Source organism: Duganella sp. AC237 (assembly GCF_979254035.1).
Genome location: NZ_CEEDEW010000003.1, coordinates 2575364 through 2594595, shown reverse-complemented (window position 1 = coordinate 2594595; position 19232 = coordinate 2575364). Strand labels below are relative to the sequence as shown.

Sequence of the window (19232 nt, the reverse complement as noted above, 5' to 3'; positions counted from 1 at the left end):
AACTCCCCAAAAATACCGGATAAAAAAGAATGGAACAGGCGACCGCCGACGCATGGCGGCGTCCGGCAGTTATCACGGCGCAGTATATCCAGTATTGTTTTGACACGCAGCCGAAAGCCGGTACGTATACAAATTATTCATGGGTAGAGATAACTTTGATATGCGCCGGTGGCGTAACCGGCCTGCCCATTGTCAGGAGTCAGGCTATCGATGGCGGCGGCAACACGTTGGACGTGACGTTATTCCAGGACTTTGCGGTCTCCCAGGGCGAAGGTTAGTCCGCCACGAGACTTTCGATTACCAGCCCATTTTTGTCCGTATCACCGCCGTCAGCAGCGCCGCGTTGGCCTGGTGTTGCGGGATGCGCGGATGGCCGTTAAAGCCGGTGTAAGGCAATACCACCGTATCGATACGGGTGTCCTTGTTCTCGTCCCGCATTTGATCGACGGCCGTGCGCACGTAGCCCGGCCACTTGGAGCCGGCCTTCACGGCGTCCATGCTGCCCAGCGCGCAGATGATGTAGGCCTTGGGGTACTTCGACCGTATCGTTTGGACGAACTTCCGGTACGCCGCCACGCGCTGGGCGTCGTTGGGCACCGGCGACAGGCGCTTCTCGCGGTCGATCAGCCAACTGTCGTTCTGGAACAGGTTGATGACAACGACGTCCGGCGTCCACTGCTTGAAGTCCCACACGCTATCGTTGTTGCCGACCGCGTTCAACTGGTCATAGAAATCCGGCATCGTGAAGGGGAACCAGCTGATCATCACGCCGATGCCGCTTTGCGAGATCAGGTGCAGTTCGGCGTCCAGCGCGCGCGCCGTGATCGAGGCGTACGACATGAAGCTGTTCTTGTCCTTGACCAGATGGTCGGGGCCGTCGGCGGGGGACTCGTTGCCCATGCCGCTGGAGATGGAGTCGCCGAAGAACTCGATGCGCCGCTGTTTGCGCGGCGGCGGCGCCAGCAATGCGCCCCCCTCGGCCAGTTCCAGTCCCTGGAACACGGTGGCGCCCTCCTCGCCCTCCGAGCGCTTGGTGATCAGAAAGTTGTGACGGCCCGGCGCCAGCTTGTCGGCGACCGGATAGGTCTTGGCCCCCTTCTCCGCCTGCACCAGCACCGGCCGCGTCAGGTCGCCGTCGATGTAGACGTCGAAAAAGTTCTTGCCGAATTGATCGTCGAGTTTGATGGCCAAAGTGGCGCCGGTGAAGTTGCCCTCGATGCGGGTGCCCGGCCAGGAAATCACCGGCGCGGCGGCCGCACGTTGGTCGACCCGTCCCGTGTACTGCAGATTGGCGTTATCGGCGCCGACCGTGACGGCCGCCCAGGCTTGCCCGGCCAGCAGCAACGCGGCGATGAAGGCGACGCCGTTGCGGGCACCGCCTGTAAATCTTGCTAACATCATATTGAGTCCCCTTTCCGCTATTGTCGGCGGGGACACCGGCTTCGGCAATTGCGATATTCACCAATGCCGCAACAGAAAAAACCCAAGCCCGCTGAAGGGCAAGTGGCTCTGGCGGCCTATTCGAAATCCGTCGCGTGCAGAATCAGCACGGGAAATCCAGGATAGGCGCGCATCTTTCGCTGGCACGCCAGTTTGATGAGCCTGCGGTGTGCCTCGAACGTCGCGAGCGCGCCACCGCCGGTTTGCGGGAATGCCCTGGCCAACGCGCTGGCCGAAATCATCGCGAACTTGCGCGCCGCCGTTGCGACCTGCACATAAAAGGTGACCCGCTGCCCGTCCATCGACAGCGACACGTCCTGCAGCTCGATGCCGGCCGTCGGCTGGCTCGGTGCGCAGGCGCGGTATTCCGCGTCGGTCCTGCGCACGGCGCGCCGGCGCTCCTTGCGGATCAAGGCCAAATGTTTGGTTTGAAACACTTCCTCATGCAGGAAATGGTCCTCGTCCCACACGCAAAACACCGACAGGGCTTCGGGCCGGTCGCGGTGGAAGTCCGCGACGCCCACCACGATCATTTCAGGGCCGCCGAGTTTGGGTTTGACCAGATCACCGGACGACAACATGTTCATAGATCACTCCACGATCAACAATTGAAACACTCCCAACCTGTTCAGCCAGGGTTTCTGACTAGGCCGCCCCGGACCGCAGCTGGCCGAGGATCTCCATGGCCGCCTTCTCGGCCTCCTGCTCGGCCATGGCTTCGCTGGTCAGCGCGACGTCGGCCGCGACGCGCTTTTTGGGAACGATATTATTCATGTGCATGGGATTGTCGGACGGCGCAAAGACCGCGACGTACGCGCCCCAGTCGCCGCAACCCTCCAGCGCTTCGGCCGTGTAGTCGATCTCGTATCCGTCCACGGTTTTTATCGGCATGGCATTCTCCAATGTTTTTACGGCAGCATAACCTTGTCCGGCGTCATCGGCGTGCTGCGCACGCGCCGCCCGGTGGCGTGGTAGATGGCGTTGCAGACGGCCGCCGCCACCCCCACCTGGCCGATCTCGCCGACGCCCTTTGCGCCGATCCTGCTGACGATGCGGTCGTCCTCCTGGACGAAGATGACATCGATATCGTGGATGTCGGCGTTGACCGACACGTGGTACTCGCTCAGGTTGTGGTTCATGAAGCGGCCTTCGTGATGGTCGCAAAAGGTCTCCTCGTGCAGCGCCTGGCCGATGCCCCATACTACGCCGCCGACGATCTGGCTGCGCGCCGTCTTGGCGTTGATGATGCGTCCGGCCGCCACCGCGCTGACCACCCGCGTCACCCGCACCGTACCGAACTCCGGATCGACCCGCACCTCGACAAACACCGCCGAGTGGGTGGCGCGCTGGTACTTCATCTGCTTGAGCATATTGGGCAGCATCATGTATTTCTCTTCGATGCGCGCCTCGCCGCTGGCGGCCATGATGTCCGTCAGCGAAACGGCGACCTCCGGCCGCGCGGTCAGGCGCACGCCGCCGTTGGCGAATTCCACGTCCGCCAGGCGCGCCGTGGCCAGCGGCGAGTCGTCCATCCTCCGGGCCATGTTGAACAGCCGCTCCTTGAGCTTGTCGCACACGCCGTCCACCGCCGAACCGACGGTGGCCACGTGCGACGAGCCGCCTTCGATCGGCGCCACCGGCAAGGTCGAGTCGCCCAGCTGGAAGCGCACCCGCTCCAGCGGCAGGCCCATGGACTCGGCGGCGATGATGCTCATCGCCGTGTAGGTGCCGGTGCCGATGTCGGTGGCGGCGCTGCTGACCACCAGGTTGCCGTCCGCGTGCAGCACGGCGCTGGCCCGGGCGAACATTTGCATCGCGTCCCACATGCCGGTGGCCATGCCCCAGCCGATCAATTCGCGCCCTTCGCGCATCGTGCCCGGCTCCAGCGGGCGCTTGTCCCAGCCGAAGCGCGCCGCGCCCTGCTCGTAGCAGGCGCGCAACTCCTTGGTCGAATACGGCAGGCCGTGGCTGGGATCGACCTCGGCATAGTTCTTCAGGCGCAGCGCCAGCGGGTCCATTTTGAGCGCATAGGACAGCTCGTCCATCGCCACCTCCAGCGCGTGCACGCCGTGCGCCGCGCCCGGCGCGCGCATGTCCATCGGACTGGCGTGGTCGAGATCGACCAGCTTGTAGCCGAGCCGTATATGCTCGCAGGCGTACAGCTCGCCCGACCAGTTGACCACCACCTCGACGTAGTCCTCAATGCGCGAGGTCTCCGCCACCGCCTCGTGGATGATGGCGCTCAGGGTGCCGTCCGGCTCGGCCGCCAGCCGGACGCGCTGCTGCGTTTCCGGCCGGTGGCCAAAGCTGAACATCTGCTGGCGCGTGAGGACCACGCGCACCGAACGTTCCAGCTTGAGCGCGGCCATCACCGCCAGCGGCAACTGGTACTGCGGCCGCAGCCCCGAGCCGAACGCGCCGCCCACGTAGGGATTGCGCACGGTGACCTTGTCCTTCGACAGGCCGAACACGTGCGACACATACCAGCGGCTGTTTTGCGAGCTCTGGGTCTTGTCGTAGATCGTCAGGTGGCCGTCGGCGCCGCGGATCACGGTCGAGGCGAACATCTCCAGCGGATTGTGGTGCTCGACGCCGCTGTAGTACTCGCCCTCGATTCTGACGGCGGCGCTGTCCCAGCGGTCGTCCGGATGGCCTTTGGTGTCGGGCGGCGGCGTGTAGCCGGCCTTCAGGCGGCTGGGCGTGTAGGCGCGGCCGCGATGCTGCAGCAGATAGGTCTCGTGCGGCTCGACGTCGTAGTCGACGCGCACCAGCGCGGCCCCGTGGCGCGCCGCCTCGAATGTTTCGGCCACGACCAGCGCGACAGGCTGCCCGCTGTAGAGCACCTTGTCGTCGTACAGGGGGCGGAACGGCGAGCCGCCCGGCGCCGTCATGTCCTTGTAGAAAATGTCGAAGGAGCGGATGCGGGGCCGGTTTTCGTGCGAGATCACGTCCACCACGCCCGGTAACGCCAGCGCGGCGTCCGCGTGGATGGCGGCGATGCGGCCCTTGGCGACGCTGCCGCTGACCACCACGCCGTACAGCAACGGTCCTTCGCCGGCCTCCGGCCAGTGCTCGGCGGCGTAGCGCGCCTGGCCGGTGACCTTGTCGCGCCCGTCCACGCGCGAGACGGCCATGCCAATGTTGACGTTACCGGTGCCCTGGTCGGCCACGGGGGTGCGCAATGCTTCAATCAGATCGGTCACGGTTGCTCCTTGCCGGCGTATTCATGGGAATTGTCATGCGTGCCTTCGAGCGCCTGCTCGAGCGCGCGGATCACGGCGCGGCGCGCCATCGTGATCTTGAAGTCGTTCTCACCCTGCCCCTGGGCGCCCGACAGCAGCAGCTCGGCCGCGTGCGCGAACGTTTCCGGGCCGGCGCGCCGGCCGATCAGCGCCGCTTCGGCCAGCGGCGCGCGCCACGGTTTGTGGGCCACGCTGCCCAGCGCCAGCCGGGCGTCGCGCACCACGCCGTCGTCGCCGACGTCGAGCATGGCCGCCACCGACACCAGCGCGAACGCGTACGAGGCGCGGTCGCGGAACTTCAGGTAGGCCGAGTGGGCGGCGAATTGCGCCGCCGGCGGCAGTTCGATATGGGTGATCAACTCGCCCGGCGCCAGGGTCGTGTCGCGCTCGGGATGGTCTTCCGGCAGCCGGTGGAAATCGGCGAAGGCGATTTGCCGCGCGCCGTCGGCCGACACCACGTGCACCACCGCCTCCAGCGCGGCCAGCGCCACGCACATGTCCGATGGATGGGTGGCGATGCAGTGCGCGCTGGCGCCGAGGATGGCGTGCTGGCGCGTCAGGCCGCCGATGGCCGCGCAGCCGCTGCCGGGCGCGCGCTTGTTGCAGGCGGTGGCGAGGTCGTAGAAATAGTGGCAGCGGGTGCGCTGCAACAGGTTGCCGCCGTTGCTGGCCATGTTGCGGATCTGCGGCGAGGCGCCCGCCAGGATCGCCGCCGTCAGCAGCGGATAACCGTCGCGCACCAGCGGGTGGTAGGCGGTGTCGGCGTTGCGCGCGGTCGCGCCCAGCAGCAAGCCGCCCGACGCGGACGGTTCGATGGCGTCGAGTTGCAGGCCGTTGACGTCGACCAGCGTGGTCGGCCGCATCACCTGTTCCTTCATCAGGTCGATCAGGTTGGTGCCGCCGGCGATGAACGCCCGCCCTGAGACATATTGGTGGCCCAGCGCGCCGGCCACGTCGGCCGCTTCCACATAGGTGATCGGATTCATGCCGGCACCGTCCCCGGCAGATACGGCCGGTCGGGATTATCCTTGCGCCCGGGCAGCCCCATGATCTCGGTCACGGCGGCGACGATGCCGGGATAGGCGCCGCAGCGGCAGACGTTGCCGCTCATCAGCTCGCGCACCTCGGCGACCGTGCCGGCCTGCCCCTCGTTCATCAGCCCGACGGCCGAACACAGCTGGCCGGGCGTGCAGTAGCCGCATTGGAAGGCGTCATGCTCGATGAAGGCTTGCTGCAGCGGATGCAGCCGGGCGCCGTCGGCCAAGCCCTCGACGGTGGTGATGTCCTTGCCATTTTGCATCACCGCCAAGGTCAGGCAAGAGTTGATGCGCTTGCCGCCAACCAGCACCGTGCAGGCGCCGCACTGGCCGTGGTCGCAGCCTTTCTTGCTGCCTGTTAAGCCTGCCCGTTCGCGCAGCAGGTCCAGCAGGGTGACCCAGGCCTCGACCTCGAAGCGGTGCGGCTGGCCGTTGATGCGCAGGTTGACGGGATAGGTGTTGATGGCCGCCTCGAGCGGCGCGGCGGTGAGATGGTCGTCCATGGCGATTCCTGAAATGGGTAGCCACCACTGTATCCAGCGCGCTTGAAGCGGACTGTGTGTCAGCGCACGCTGGCGCCGCTTTAACGCACTCATCCACATACGTCAAATTCCTACCTCGTCCTTCGAGAAGCGCCTACATCGCGCGACGCGGATCGCGTGCATGATGAAGGCTTCAATCCCCATCAGTGAACCCCGATGACAGCAATTTCCAACCCAACATTTTCGCGCCAGGCCCCGGTCGTGGTCGCGCACGGCGGCGCCGGCGCGGATATCGCGGACCAGGACGGCTGCGTGGCCGCCGCCGGCGCCGGGCTGGCGCGGCTGCGCGCGGGCGACGACGCGGTGCAGGCGGCGGTGGCCGCCGTCCGCATGCTCGAGGACGACCCGCGCTTCAACGCCGGCACCGGCTCGGTGCTGCGCATGGACGGCGTCACCATCGAAATGGACGCGGCCGTCATGGACAGCCTGGGCCGCCTCGGGGCCGTGGCCGGCCTGCGCCGCGTGCGCCATCCGGTGGAGGTGGCGGCGGCCGTCGCCGGCACGCCACACTGGCTGCTGTGCGGCGAAGGCGCGCTGCGTTTCGCCCGCCACATCGGCGCCGGCGACCACAATCCCACCACCGAACAGGCGCTGCGCAAGCACCGGGAAATGCTTGAAGATCTGCAACACGGCAAGCGCCTGGTTCCCGGCGAAGACAACGCCAGCTTCGCGCAATACTGGAACTACCCGACGCCGCCGGCGATCGCCCCGGGCGAACCGTGTGACACCGTTGGCGCTGTGGTGCGCGACGCCGCCGGCCACTTCGCCGTGGCCGGCTCGACCGGCGGCTGCGCGCCTGCCCTGCTCGGCCGCGTGGGCGACACGCCGATCATCGGCGCCGGCTTTTATGCCGGGCCGGCCGGCGCGGTGGCCGTCACCGGTATCGGCGAGCACATCGTGCCTCACCTGCTGGCGCACCGGGTGCATGGCTGGCTGGCCGACGGCATGGCATTGCCGGCGGCGCTGGAGCGCGCGCTGACCTTGTTCGAGCCGGCCATCGACATCGGCCTGATCGCTGTCAGCCCCACCGACAGCGGCGCGCGCAGCAACCGCGACATGCCGTGGGCCGTGGCCAACGGAAACAATTGATTTAATCACCCACCTTTCTGGAGAAAAAAAATGACGAGCCGTTTGAAACCCCTGCACTCCCAAGTGATGGTCATCACCGGCGCCACCAGCGGCATCGGCTTGACGACCGCGCGCGCGGCCGCGCGCAAGGGCGCCAGCCTGGCGCTGGCGGCGCGCGATAGCGCCGCGCTCGATACCTTGGTGGCCGAACTGCGCGCCGCCGGCGGCGAGGCGCTGGCGGTGCCGACCGACGTCGGCAACCGTGACGAGGTGGCGGCCCTCGGCCGCGCGGCCATCCAGCGCTTCGGCCGCATCGACACCTGGGTCAACAACGCCGGCATCTCGATTTACGGGCGCAACCAGGACGTGCCGCTGGCCGACCAGGAAAAACTGTTCCAAACCAACTTTTGGGGCGTCGTGCACGGCTCGCTGGTGGCGCTGGACTTGATGAAGGCCCACGGCGGCGCGCTCATCAATCTTGGCAGCGAACTGTCCGACCGCGCGGTGCCGCTGCAGGGCATGTATTCAGCCTCCAAGCACGCGGTCAAAGGTTTCACCGACTCGCTGCGGATGGAAATCGAAAAGGACAACGTGCCGATTTCGGTCACGCTGGTCAAGCCGGCCGGTATCGACACCGTGTTTACCGGCCACGCCCGCAATTACATGGCGAACGAGCCCGAACTGCCGGCGCCGCTGTACGCGCCCGAGGTGGTGGCCGACGCGATCCTGTACGCGGCCGAGCACCCGCAGCGCGACATCTACGTCGGCGGCGCCTCGAAGATGATCTCGCTGGAGAGCAAAATCATGCCGCGCGCGATGGACAAGTTCATGAACCTGTTCATGTTCAAGCAGCAGCAGAAGGACCAGCCGACCGTGCCCAACCGCGCCGATTCGCTGTACGCGTCGAACGGCATGGAGTTGAAGGAGCGCATGGGCGGCCATCGCAACAAGGTGCATGAACGCTCGGCCTACACCTACCTGAGCACGCGCGGCAAGCCGCTGGCGCTGTCGCTGCTGGTGGGCGGAACTTTGCTGGCGGCATGGAAACTCAGCGCACAGGCCGCCGCTGCGCAAGAGAAATAAGCGACCGCGAACTGCGGCGCCACGCCATTTTAAATATCGAGGAGTCAGCCATGTTCTCACTTAGCAAACTCAGCCCTTCCATCACCGACATGATCCGCATGGACCACAGCCATGTCTTGCTCGCCTTTCACCAATACACGGGCGGGGCCAAAAAGCGGGTCAAAAAAGCGCTGACCACCCATATCTGCACCGCGCTGGAAATCCACGCGACGTTGGAAGAGGAATGTTTTTATCCCACCATGCGCCGCCTCAGCTCCGACGCCGTCACCGCCAAGAGCGAACCCGAACACGATGAGATGCGGCAACTCATCGCCCGGCTGCGCGCCAGCACCACCATCGACGAGGAGCACGACCGCCTGCTGATGGAACTGATGCGCATCGTCATGCATCATGTGGCCGACGAGGAAACCGTGCTGCTCGCCAATGCGGAGAAATTGCTCAGCGCCGACCAGCTGAGCGAGATGGGCATCCAGATGACCAAGCGCCGGCTGCAACTGGTCGGCGGCAAGGCGGGCACGATCGCCGCCAGCGGCGTGGTCGGTTTTTCCGGCAGCACCACGGCGCTGGTCCTGGCGCTGGCAGGCGGCATCGCGGCCGGTCATCTCTTGAAAGGATCGGCCAATGCGCGACTCCAAGCCCAGAACGGTTAGCATCGGCCTGCAGGGGGCGGGCGCCTACGGCGCCTTTACATGGGGCGTGCTCGACCGGCTGCTCGACGAGGACGACCTGGCAATCGACTGCCTGACCGGCAGCAGCTCGGGCGCGATCAACGCGGCGGTGCTGGCCGACGGCTACGCCCACGGCGGCGGCCGGCGCGGCGCGCAAGGGGCGTTGCGACGCTTCTGGACCGGGCTGGCAACTGCCGCCTCGTTCAGCCCGATGCGGCGCACCTTGCTCGACCACCTGATCGGCGGTTGGACGATGGAAGCGTCGCCCGCCTATCACGGGCTGGAAATGGCCGGCGTGCTGGCCGGCCCGGTGTTCGAGATTCCGCTCACGCAAAATCCGCTGCGCATTTTGCTGTCGCGCCTGATCGATTTCGACCGGGTCCGCGCCGCCGACACCATCCCTGTGTTCATCGCGGCCACCAATGTGCGCACCGGCAAGGGCCGCATCTTCACGCGCGACGAGATCACCGTGCAGTCGCTGCTGGCGTCGGCCTGCCTGCCGACGGTGTTCGCCGCCGTCGAGGTGGACGGGGAAAGCTATTGGGACGGCAGCTATGTGGCCAACCCGCCGCTGGCGCCGCTACTCGACCGCAACGCCGGCGACGTGATCGTGGTGCAGAACAATCCGGTCTCGCGCTCGACCATGCCGCGCAACCTTGCGGACATCAGCAACCGTGCCAATGAAATCGCCTTCAACATCAGCTTCGTGCGCGAACTTGCGACCCTCAAGCACGGGCTGGACGCGCCCGACGAGCAGGAAGGCACGTCCGTGCACGCCAACCGATCGCGTTTGCACCTGATCAGTGGGAACGACACCTTGTCGGACTACCGCGTGTCGAGCAAGTTCAACGCGGAACGCGATTTCATCACCCATCTGCACCGGCGCGGAGTGGAGGCGGCCGAACAATGGTTGTGCACCGACGCCGACCAGCTTGGGGTGCGCTCCACGCTCGACCTCGAGCGGGCGTTCGCGTAAGCGCAGCGGGCTCCGGCACCAGGGCTGGTCGGTCTGCCGGCGCGGCGATGGCCGCCACGGCCTCACAGCAAGATTAGCTTTATGCTAAACTTCCGGGCAAATGAAGACCGCCTCCCGCCTCCACCGCCTGACCGCCTGGCTCGCCTGCCTGGCGATGGTGTTCGCCGTGCTGGCGCCGTCGATTTCGCGCGCCACCGCCGTCGGCGGCTGGGCCGAGATCTGCACCAGCGCCGGCATGAAGCTGGTCAAACTGGCAGACGACGACGGCACGCGTTCGCCGTCGGGCTCGCTGATGCAGGGCGAGCACTGTCCCTTCTGCGCCCACCATGCCGACCTGGCCGGACCGCTGCCACAAGCGCCGTCCATGGTTCACCCTGTCGGCCTGGGCGAAATCGTTCCCCGCCTGTTCCTGCAGGCCCCGCGGCCGCTGTTCACCTGGACGCCCGCGCAATCGCGCGCCCCGCCCGCCACTTCCTGATTCGCGTCCTTGAGCCAACCGGCCTTTGCGGCCGGTGCCGGCCGCGCCTGCGCGGACGGCTTCGTTTCGACCTTTTCAGGAGTCCATATGACCCCAGCCATTTCTGGCGCCCGCGTGTTCGCGGCGCCGGCCCGCCCTCGCCCACCGTTCGGCCACGCCGGCGCCGGCGCACCGCCATCGCCCCGGCTGCGCGCCACCGGCCTTACCACACTGACCGCGCTCGCCACGCTCATGGCGCTGGCCGCTCCGGCGCGCGCGGACGACACCCCGGTCGTCGAGGTGGTCGTCGTCAGCGGCGCGCGCGCCGCCACCAAACTGTCCGAGACGCCCAGCGCCATCGGCGTCGTCGAGCTCGACGTGCTGCGGCGCGACCAGCCCAAGACCATGGGCGACGCCATGAACCGCATCGCCGGCGTGCACTGGAACGACCTCGGCAACGAGCAGCACAGCATGGCCATCCGCCAGCCGATCACCACCAGCGCGGTGTACCAGTATCTGGAGGACGGCATTCCGATCCGCCCGCTCGGCGTGTTCAACCACAACTCGCTCAATGAAATGAACCTGGCCGGCGCCGACAGCGTGGAGGTGATCAAAGGCCCGGCCTCGTCGCTGTACGGCAGCAACGCCGTCGCCGGCGCGGTCAACTTGGTGACGGCGGCCCCTTCGCGCAAGCCTTACGCGATGCTCGGCGTGCGGCGCGAGCCGGTGGCCGGCTTCACCCGCTACGACACGGCCGCCAGCGACACGTGGGGCCGCCTTGGCCTGCGCTTTTCGCACTACAGCAGCCGCCGCGACAGCGACAACTGGCAACAATACAGCTACGGCGACAAGGACTCGTTCACCTTGCGCGCCGACTACGCCCTCACCGACACGTCGCAATTGCGCGCCACCGTGGTGCGCACCGACCTCGATTCGGCCATGCCGGGCAGCGTGTTCGAGGACGACTACCGCGCCGGTGCGGGCAAGAGCCTCAACACCTTCACCTACCGCCGCGACAAGGCCACGCGCGCGACCCTGGCCTGGGAGGGCGAGACGAGCGCGCGCGGCGTCAGCACCGTGACGTTGTTCGCGCGCCGCAACGACCATGGGCAAATCCCCAGCTACCAGATCGGCAACTGCGGCCCGAGCGCGTGCCGGGGCGCGAAGAACAACAACCACGTCGATTCGCTCGGGCTCGACCTCAAGCACGTGCAAAGCTTCGCCTGGCTGGACACGCGGCTGATCGCCGGCGTCTACATCGACCGCACCGACAATCCCTATGTCAGCGATAACCTGGCCGTCGTGCGCGATCCGGCCAGCGGCCGCTACACCGGCTACACGGTGGCGAGCGCAGCGCAGCCGCTCGGCGTGCGCGACTACGACACCGGCATCGCCAACGACGCCGTCTTCGCGCAGTGGGAGTTCACGCCGCTGCCGCGCCTGCGCGTGGTGGCCGGCGGACGCTACGACCGCATCCGCTACGACTACAGCAACCACCTCGCGCCCGGTGGCAGCGCCAACTACGGCGCGCCGGACGAGCGGCGCCGCTTCGCCCGCTTCACGCCCAAGGCCGGCGCCAGCTATGTGCTCGGGCCCGACGCCAACGTGTACGCCAACATCGCCGACGGCTTCACGCCGCCGGACGTGAGCCAGTTGTACGGCAAGACCGGCATCCCCGACCTGCATCCGGCCACCTACCGCAATCTGGAGCTCGGCCTGCGGCTGGCCTTCCTCGGCGGCGCGCTGCGGCTCGACTCGGCGCTGTACCGCCTTACCGGGCGCGACACCATCGTCGGCTATACCATCTCGCCTGGCAACAGCGAGAACCGCAACGCCGGGCGCACGCGCAGCCAGGGCCTCGAACTGGGCCTGAACTACGACGGCAAGCGGATCGACGCCCGCTTCGGCACGGCCCTCGCCCGCCACCGCTACCAACGCTACCGCGTGTCGGCGAGCCAGGATTTCGGCGGCAACGAGATGCCGCAGGCGCCGCACGACATGACCACCGCCGAGGTCGGGTTCAAACCGGCGCCCGGCACCCGCATCGCCGTCGGCCTCGCGCACCAGGGCCGCTACTGGATGAACAACGCCAACACGGCGGCCTACGGCGGCCACACCCTGCTGAACCTGCGCGGCAGCCAGCGCCTGCCGGGCGGCTGGAACGTCTGGATCCACCTGCGCAACCTGACCGACAAGCGCTTCGCCGACGCGGCCTCCAGCTCCTATGCCGGCCTGGGCCCCTACCTCCCCAACAGCCAGAACCAGTACACGCAGGGCGCGCCGCGCAGCGTCGCGCTGGGCCTGACCTACACCTATGGGAAATGACGCCATGACCGACAATCGCATGCAGGCTGCGCGCACCGCGCTGCTATGGCGGGTGCACTGGTGGGCGGCGCTGGTGGCGTCGCCGTTCGCGGTGGTGGCCGCGCTGACCGGACTGCTGTACGCGTTCACGCCGCAGATCGAGGACGCGCTGTACGGCAAGCTGGAGCGGGTGGCGCCGGCGCCGCGCCAGGTCGCGCTCGACGCGATGGTGGCGGCCGCGCGCGCGGCGGCGCCGGCGTCATCGCTCGTCCATTCGGTGCTCGTGCCGGGCGCGCGCGACGCATCGGTGCAGGTGACGTTTGCCGCCGCTACCGACATGGCGCCTGCACATCGCCACGGCGCCGACCAGCCGGCGGCGCCGGCGCGGCCGGCGTTTGGACAGCCATCCGGCGCGGTGACCGTGTTTGTCGATCCCGCCGACGCGCGCGTGCTTGGCACCCTGGCCAACGATGAGCGCTTCGGCCAGTGGGCCAAGCGGCTGCATTCGCGCCTGCTGCAGGGCGACGGTTGGCGCTGGATGATCGAACTGGCCACCAGCTGGCTGATGGTCATGCTGGCGACCGGCGTGGCGCTGTGGTGGCCCAAGGCCGCCTGGCCGGCGTGGAAACTGCGCGGCCGCCAGGCGTGGCGCCAGTGGCACGCTTTCATCGGGGTCGCCTTCGGCTTGCTGACCCTGGCGATCCTGGCCACCGGACTGACCTGGAGCGCCTACGCCGGGCCGGACATCCGCTATCTGCGCCAACTGACCGGGCAGGCATCGCCGACGATGCCGCGCGGACTGGTGTCGACGCCGCCGGCAACGATGCGGGGCGCGCCGGCAATGGCAGGCATGGCGCCGGCGCTGGATTGGCAAGGCGCGCTCGACAAGGCGCGGCCGCTGGCGCCGGGCCTGGCGCTGCAACTGACGCCGCCGGCCGGCCCGCGCGGCGTCTGGCGCGTTTCCATGGCCGAGCGCAGCGCGCCGACGCTGCGCTTCGAGGCCGCGCTGGATGCCTACAGCGGCGCGGTGTTGCACCGATACGGCTGGGCGCAGCAACCGCTGCTGGGCAAACTGACGACGGCCGGCATCCCCTTCCACCGGGGCGAGCTGGGATGGTGGAACCAGGCGTTGCTGATCGGCTTCGGCGTGGCGATGCTGTTTTCGATCGTCTCCGGCTGGGTGATGTATTTCAAGCGCCGCAAGCCCGGCGCGCTCGGTCTGCCCAGGCTGCCGGCGGGCGCCTGGCGCGCGGTCGGCCCGGGATGGCTGCTGGCGGCCCTGGCCGGCCTGGCGTTGATGCCGCTGCTGGCGCTGTCGGCGCCGTGCGTGCTGCTGATCGACCGCCTGCTTGAGCGCCGGGCGTAAGCGCCCTAGCCACTCCCACCGCACGGCGGCGTCGAGCGCCATGGCGGCGCCCGGTTGTTGATCCCCAAGGCGCGCCGCCATGGCGCGCACCAAAAACACCTGCAACAGCATGCCGGCGATCCAGGTCGCCACCGCGATGATGTGCAGGGCTTTGAGCAAAAGATACGTCATGCGCCGCGCCGCGTGATGGCATCGGCCCGGCGCCCGCGGACGAACACGGGCTGGATGGCCGAGTTGCGCCGGTTTCGCGCCAAAGCCGCCCGGAGCGCTGGCGTAAATCAATACGGCCGATATAATCCTGCCATGCATAAAATTGCCATCCTGGCGCAACATGGCGTCATCCCACTCGACCTGTCCATCGCCAGCGAGGTCTTCAGCCGCACCCACGTGGCGGGCGTGCCCGTTCCCTACGAGGTCATCGTCTGCGGCGAGGCGCCGTCGGTCGCCACCAGGCTGTTCGATCTGCACACCCGCTTCAACCTGGGCCACGCGCGCGGCGCCGATACCTTGATCGTGCCGGGCATCGAGGACATCGACGTGCCGATTCCGGAGGCGGTGCTCGCGACCGTCCGGGCGGCGGCCGCCGACGGCGCGCGCATCGCCTCGATCTGCACCGGCGCCTTCGTACTGGCCGCCGCCGGCGTGCTCGACGGCCGGCGCGCCACCACCCACTGGATGGCGGCGGCCGCGCTGGCGCGGCGCTTCCCGGCCGTCGACGTCGATCCGAACGTGTTGTTCATCGACAACGGCAAAGTGCTGACGTCGGCGGGCGCCGCCGCCGGACTCGACCTGTGCCTGCACCTCGTACGGCGCGACTATGGCGCGGCGGCGGCCGCCGACGCCGCCCGCGAAGCGGTGATGCCGCTCGAGCGCAGCGGCGGCCAGGCGCAGTTCATCGTGCACCCGGAGCCGTCGTCGTCGCTGGCGCTGCAGCCGGTGCTCAAGTGGATGGAGTCGCAGTTGCACCGGGCGCTGACCCTGCAAGCGATCGCCGACCATGCCGCGCTGAGCAAGCGCACCCTGTGCCGGCGCTTCATCCAGCAGACCGGCACCTCGCCGCTGCAATGGCTGCTCGGCGCGCGCGTGCGGCGCGCCCAGTCGCTGCTGGAAACGAGCGCGCTGTCGGTCGAGCAAGTCGCGAACGCCACCGGCTTCGGTTCCAGCGCTGCCTTCAGGGCCTGCTTCGGCAAACAGGTCGGGACCAGTCCGCAAGACTACCGGCGCAGCTTCCGGCCACGGTGAACATCCACGTCAGTCCGCCGCGTCCTTGACGCCACGGAAGCCCAGCGCGCCCGAGCGGTCTTTCGACGGCGCCATCAACAGGTACTTGCCATGCTCGTTGAGCTTGTACGCTTGCGGGAAGTACCAATACGAGTTTTGCGGCTGGTAGTAGCTGCCGCCGCGCAGCACCGCCGCGCGGGTGTGCTCGTCGGCGAACTCGTTGGTCCATTGCCAGACATTGCCCACCAGGTCCTCGACACCGAACGGGCTGGCCGCCTGCGGACGCTGGCCGACCGCTTCCGGCGCGGTCAATTCGCGCCCCTTTTCCGGCGCCGGCACCATCGCCGCGTTCCACTCGTTGCCCCATGGGTAGAGGCGGCCGTCCCGGCCCTGCGCCGCATACTGCCATTCCCATTCGTTAGGCAGGCGCTTGCCGGCCCAGCGCAGGTAGGCGCGCACGTCGTCGAGCGACACCCACACCACCGGGCGCTGCGCATCGTCCGCCTTGGGGGCGCCAGCGGTCCAGTGGCGCAGGAAGTTATGCGCGTCCGCCGGCCGGTAGCCGCTGGCGTCGAGGAACTGCTTGAACTGCGCGTTGGTGACGAGGTGCTTGTCGATGTAGAAGGTTTTGATCGGCACGCTGCGCACATGGTGCCGGCGCGCCACCGGCTCCCACGGATATTGCACATCCAGGCCCGGCTTGTTCTCGCCTTCGATCTCGATGCCGTGGACCTGGAAGTCGAACAGCGCGCCGGGCACCTTCACCATGCCGTCTGGCGTGGTACGTGCCGCCGGGGAGGCGGCGATGGCCACCATCTTTTGCTGCAGCGGCGTCCAGCCGTTCGCGTACGATGCCAGCGGCCGCGCGGCCTGCTTCGCCAGCATCTTCAACGTCGTCGCCAGGCCCTCCACATCGACGCCCGGATCGAGGCGCAGCACGGCGCCGTAGCCATGCGCTTCCAGCGCGACGCCCAGCTCGGCGTAACCGTTCGCCACCGTCGGCGTCATTTCCTTGCCATCCCAGACGTCGAAGTAGCGTTGGCCTTGCGCATGCGGGACGCGCATGACGCGCTGGTCGACGCGCCAGTCGGTACGGTTGATGAGCGTCCACAGCGTCTTGCCGGGCAGCGGAAATTCGCTGGCATAGACGCCGTGGTGCAAGGTCGGCACGTGCGGCCGCCAGCCGCTGCCGACCAGCTGTTCGGGGAAGGCGCGGTAAATCGTCGCGATGCGGCGCAAGGCCTCGCCGTCGCGCGGCGTGATCCGGTTCCACCAGCCCCAGACATTTTCCCAGCTCTGCACGCCGACGCCGTTGAAGAAGGCGTCCTGCAGCAAGGTGGTGCGGTCGGTCGCCCAACGGTCGCACACATGGACCTGGTGGCGCGGCTCCAGCCATTTCCATTTGCTCACCAGCGGCACCGGCGACGCCGGCCAGTACCCCCAGCTTTGGTTGTTGTACGCGAGCATGCGGTCATCGCTGAACGATAGCTCCGGCTCCAGCGCCATGGCGTGGCCGGTGGCGTCGGCGGCGGTGCGGTACTCCAGCGGCAAACCGAACATCGTGTCGCCGTTGATGCCGTCGGCGCCGATCTCGGCCATCAGCGCGGCCGTCGCCTCGTGGATCGTCGTGCCCGGATCGCGCGAGCCGGTATCCCAGGGCATGGTCGGGAAGAACACCTTGACGCCGCGCGCGTGGAAGTCCTTGATCATCCGCCGCACCCCGGCCACGCCGCCGGGCAGGTCGCGCAGCATGTCCCACTGGTTGCGGTCGTCGATGCCGATGTTCGGATAGACCGGCCATAGCAACACGCTGTCGATGCCGCCGTAGCGTTGCTTCAAATCGTCGAGGAAGCGGTCGACGGTGTAGCGTCCGGTGGCCGGATCGTACAGGTAGCGGTCTTCCATCATCGCCTGGGTCTGCACGAAATCGCGTTGCGTCCAGCGCAGTTCCGGGCGCCGGTACTGGGCGTCGTCGTAGCCCATCTTCGCGAGCTGGTCGACGCGCCACGCGCGCATCGCCGCCAGCCAGGGGGCGTGCTGGCCGGTGGTGTCGCGCTTCCAGTTGTTCAGGCGGGCCAGCCAGTCCGCCTCGCCGCTGTCCTGCTGATCGGGGCCGAGGATCTGGCTGCCGCGCACGTCGATTTTGAGCGGTTCGGCGGCGGCAGCCGCCGGTCCGGCGTTCGCCAGCAGGATGCCGGCGAGGCAGTGAACGAAAAATCGGGCGTGTGCGTGGCGGCGGCTTGGTTTCATCGTTGGCGGTTCCGGGGTTCGACAGGTTTGTGGACGACACCACATTGTCCACTAGTTGCGCCCGCCAGGGAACTGGAAACCGCCGCGCTAATGCCTGACGATGGCACGCAGCCGGCGCAACGCGATGACCGCAGCCGTCGCGCTCAGCAGCAAGCCGCCGATGCTGAGCGCGATGATGGCCGCTTCGCGCGGCCAGGACGGTGTCAGCAATACGGGAATATCCCAGCTGTGCAGGAAGTTGAACAGCCAGCGTCCGAGGCGCTGGGTTTTGTCGGCGCTCAGCTCGACCTGGCCGGTGCGCGCATCCAGATACACCCACGTATTTTCCGGATCGTCGAACACCGCGCGCAAGGCCGGCAAGCGGCGTTCGTTGGCGCCGTACATGGACGCCTGTTCGCGCGCGAAATACTGCGCGTCGTAGCTGGTCAGCATGTCGAACGACGCCACCCGATACGGCAGCAGCCGGCGCGCCGCGTCCTCAAGTTGCGTCAGGGGCCAGGACGTCAGGATGCGCAAGCCGCTGCCGGTCGCGTCCACAATGCGGGTGTCGTTCATGCCGTCGCGCGCCAGGATGAACGGGTGGCCATTCAATACGCCCCACTCCAGCTCGCGCGGCGCAAAGGACCCGGTGCGCAGGCGCTCCAGCACCTGCGGTACGGTTTGCGGCAGGCGCAAGCTCGCCGGCGATGCGCCCTGCATCGCGATCGCGTCGGGGCGCGCGCCCTTGGCGCCGAGAATATTGAAGGGATTCATCGACATCAACCCGCTGAACATCCAGGTGCACAGCACCAGCCCGAAAACGAGGCCAAGGATGTGGTGCCAGCGCATATATGCGTCGCGGTACGGCGTGCGCTGGCCGCTTTTGTAGCGGCCGCTGAATCGCCAGCGCCAAACGCCGTTCAGCAGGCCGGTTAGCGCCGACAGCACGCCGACGGCGGACAGGCCGATCAGGGTCCAGGTCCACACCGGATCGGTGTTCTGCTGGCGGATCATGTACATCCAGTGCAACCAGGCGCCAACGAAGTTCCAATAGCGCTCGGCGCGCGGCGCGTCAAGCACCACCTGGCCGGTCGAGGAAGACACGTACACCCTCGTGGACGCCTCGTCACCGAGGTCCACGATATGCAGCGGCCGGTGTGGATTCAAGGCCCGCGAATGGGTCCAGCGATCTTCATCGACCGCGCCCAGGTATAGCGCGCCGGCGCCAGGCTTGAAAGTGCGCGCAGCGGCGATTGCGGCGTACTTGTCCGCCCGGCCGGACGCGGTGCCGCCGACGGCGTCCACCCGCGTGTATCGCCCGTCCCCTTCCAGCAACAGATAATGCGGGCGGCCGGCGATCGATGTCAGCGTCAGCCGCTGGACGTCGGCCGGCGCGGCGCTGTGCGCCAGCGCGCGCCCGGGCTCGATGCAACAGCCCGCTGTTGGCAACGGCGGCAGCGCGCCCAGGCGCTCCCACGGCGTCAGCTTGGGATAGCCGACGAACAGCATCACCACGCCGCTGACGAACCACAGCGCCATCAACACACACATGACGATACCGGTCCAGCGGTGCAGCAGATAAATATAGCGTCGCATCGC

The 19232-nt window shown here is 67.7% G+C and carries 17 protein-coding genes; 9 read left to right on the top strand and 8 right to left on the bottom strand.

The genetic code is table 11. From position 1 onward, the window contains the following. Window positions 1-29: 29 nt before the first annotated feature. Window positions 30-278 carry a hypothetical protein gene (locus AC0IYS_RS11950; RefSeq protein WP_471705340.1) on the top strand — a complete coding sequence of 83 codons (249 nt, stop codon included), beginning with the start codon at window positions 30-32 and terminating at the stop codon, window positions 276-278. 19 nt (window positions 279-297) lie between these two features. On the opposite strand, the gene AC0IYS_RS11945 is transcribed toward AC0IYS_RS11950, so the two are convergent. The 6 genes from AC0IYS_RS11945 to AC0IYS_RS11920 form a co-directional block, all read right to left on the bottom strand. Continuing rightward, on the bottom strand, window positions 298-1401 hold the full coding sequence (locus AC0IYS_RS11945) for an SGNH/GDSL hydrolase family protein (protein ID WP_471705339.1): 1104 nt from the start codon (window positions 1399-1401) through the stop codon (window positions 298-300). 116 nt (window positions 1402-1517) lie between these two features. Then, entirely contained in the window at window positions 1518-2027 is a 510-nt protein-coding gene (locus AC0IYS_RS11940) for a DUF1488 family protein (RefSeq protein ID WP_471705338.1), read from the bottom strand. A 58-nt stretch (window positions 2028-2085) separates the two neighbouring features. Beyond that, window positions 2086-2331, bottom strand: a complete 246-nt coding sequence (locus tag AC0IYS_RS11935) for a hypothetical protein (RefSeq protein WP_471705337.1) — start codon at window positions 2329-2331, stop codon at window positions 2086-2088. Between the two features lie 17 nt (window positions 2332-2348). Continuing rightward, the gene (locus AC0IYS_RS11930) at window positions 2349-4574 is read right to left on the bottom strand and encodes a xanthine dehydrogenase family protein molybdopterin-binding subunit (protein ID WP_471708847.1); all 2226 of its coding nucleotides are present in this window, start codon (window positions 4572-4574) and stop codon (window positions 2349-2351) included. Window positions 4575-4639: 65 nt separating this feature from the next. After that, window positions 4640-5668, bottom strand: a complete 1029-nt coding sequence (locus AC0IYS_RS11925) for an FAD binding domain-containing protein (protein WP_471705336.1) — start codon at window positions 5666-5668, stop codon at window positions 4640-4642. Continuing rightward, complete coding sequence (locus tag AC0IYS_RS11920; protein WP_471705335.1) at window positions 5665-6222, bottom strand: (2Fe-2S)-binding protein; 558 nt, start codon at window positions 6220-6222, stop codon at window positions 5665-5667. Before AC0IYS_RS11920 ends, AC0IYS_RS11925 begins: the two co-directional genes overlap by 4 nt. A 195-nt stretch (window positions 6223-6417) precedes the next feature. Here AC0IYS_RS11920 and AC0IYS_RS11915 point away from each other — a divergent pair, with 195 nt between their 5' ends. From AC0IYS_RS11915 to AC0IYS_RS11880, 8 genes are all read left to right on the top strand, one after another. After that, window positions 6418-7350 carry an isoaspartyl peptidase/L-asparaginase gene (locus AC0IYS_RS11915; RefSeq protein WP_471705334.1) on the top strand — a complete coding sequence of 311 codons (933 nt, stop codon included), beginning with the start codon at window positions 6418-6420 and terminating at the stop codon, window positions 7348-7350. Window positions 7351-7380: 30 nt separating this feature from the next. Beyond that, window positions 7381-8412: an SDR family oxidoreductase gene (locus AC0IYS_RS11910; RefSeq protein ID WP_471705333.1), complete on the top strand. Its 1032-nt coding sequence runs from the start codon at window positions 7381-7383 to the stop codon at window positions 8410-8412. A gap of 50 nt (window positions 8413-8462) precedes the next feature. Further along, entirely contained in the window at window positions 8463-9062 is a 600-nt protein-coding gene (locus tag AC0IYS_RS11905) for a hemerythrin domain-containing protein (protein WP_471705332.1), read from the top strand. Continuing rightward, a complete protein-coding gene (locus tag AC0IYS_RS11900; RefSeq protein ID WP_471705331.1) occupies window positions 9034-10056 on the top strand; it encodes a patatin-like phospholipase family protein in 1023 nt (340 codons plus the stop codon). The genes AC0IYS_RS11905 and AC0IYS_RS11900 overlap by 29 nt, the downstream gene beginning before the upstream one ends. Before the next feature lie 100 nt (window positions 10057-10156). Further along, entirely contained in the window at window positions 10157-10534 is a 378-nt protein-coding gene (locus tag AC0IYS_RS11895; protein WP_471705330.1) for a DUF2946 domain-containing protein, read from the top strand. Window positions 10535-10621: 87 nt separating this feature from the next. Next, window positions 10622-12838, top strand: a complete 2217-nt coding sequence (locus AC0IYS_RS11890) for a TonB-dependent receptor (RefSeq protein WP_471705329.1) — start codon at window positions 10622-10624, stop codon at window positions 12836-12838. A 4-nt stretch (window positions 12839-12842) separates the two neighbouring features. Continuing rightward, window positions 12843-14183 carry a PepSY-associated TM helix domain-containing protein gene (locus AC0IYS_RS11885; RefSeq protein WP_471705328.1) on the top strand — a complete coding sequence of 447 codons (1341 nt, stop codon included), beginning with the start codon at window positions 12843-12845 and terminating at the stop codon, window positions 14181-14183. Window positions 14184-14486: 303 nt separating this feature from the next. Continuing rightward, a complete protein-coding gene (locus AC0IYS_RS11880) occupies window positions 14487-15425 on the top strand; it encodes a GlxA family transcriptional regulator (protein WP_471705327.1) in 939 nt (312 codons plus the stop codon). Between the two features lie 9 nt (window positions 15426-15434). Here AC0IYS_RS11880 and AC0IYS_RS11875 read toward each other — a convergent pair whose 3' ends face one another. Next, complete coding sequence (locus AC0IYS_RS11875; protein ID WP_471705326.1) at window positions 15435-17654, bottom strand: formylglycine-generating enzyme family protein; 2220 nt, start codon at window positions 17652-17654, stop codon at window positions 15435-15437. Between the two features lie 87 nt (window positions 17655-17741). Continuing rightward, window positions 17742-19229 carry a PepSY domain-containing protein gene (locus AC0IYS_RS11870; RefSeq protein ID WP_471705325.1) on the bottom strand — a complete coding sequence of 496 codons (1488 nt, stop codon included), beginning with the start codon at window positions 19227-19229 and terminating at the stop codon, window positions 17742-17744. Between the last annotated feature and the right edge of the window lie 3 nt (window positions 19230-19232).